This window comes from Bradyrhizobium sp. (genome assembly GCF_016462955.1).
Classification (GTDB): domain Bacteria; phylum Pseudomonadota; class Alphaproteobacteria; order Rhizobiales; family Xanthobacteraceae; genus Bradyrhizobium.
Genome location: NZ_JAEMSD010000029.1, coordinates 1 through 377 on the forward strand (window position 1 = coordinate 1; position 377 = coordinate 377).

A 377-nucleotide genomic window follows, 5' to 3' on the forward strand; every position below is an offset into this window, starting at 1 on the left:
ACACCGGACCTCGTTTTGCCGACGTCTGCGATGCCTTGATTACGCAGACCGAATGCATGACCCGCGCCGCCCTTGCTGCCGCGCCCGACGGCGAATGGACCTGGCGCGATCAACTCGACGGCGACGGCATCGACACCGACCCGGTTTCCATCGTGGTGAGCTTGCGAAAGCAGGATGATACACTGGTCGTCGACTTCGAGGGGACCGCGCCACAGGTGAGGGGCCCGCTCAATGCATCGCCGGCGGCGATGCTGTCGGCGGCTCTGTTCTTCATGCGCACGCTGGCACCGGACGCCCCCAACAATGCCGGCTGCCTTGCGCCACTGACGCTGAAGCTTCCACCCGGTAGCCTGGTCAATCCGGTGATGCCGGCGGCC

At 65.8% G+C, this 377-nt stretch carries 1 protein-coding gene; it reads left to right on the forward strand.

Annotation, left to right across the window (positions count from 1 at the left end):
• Positions 1-56 precede the first annotated feature (56 nt).
• A partial coding sequence (locus tag JHD07_RS05460; protein WP_291619771.1) for a hydantoinase B/oxoprolinase family protein occupies positions 57-377 on the forward strand: 321 nt, incomplete at its 3' end.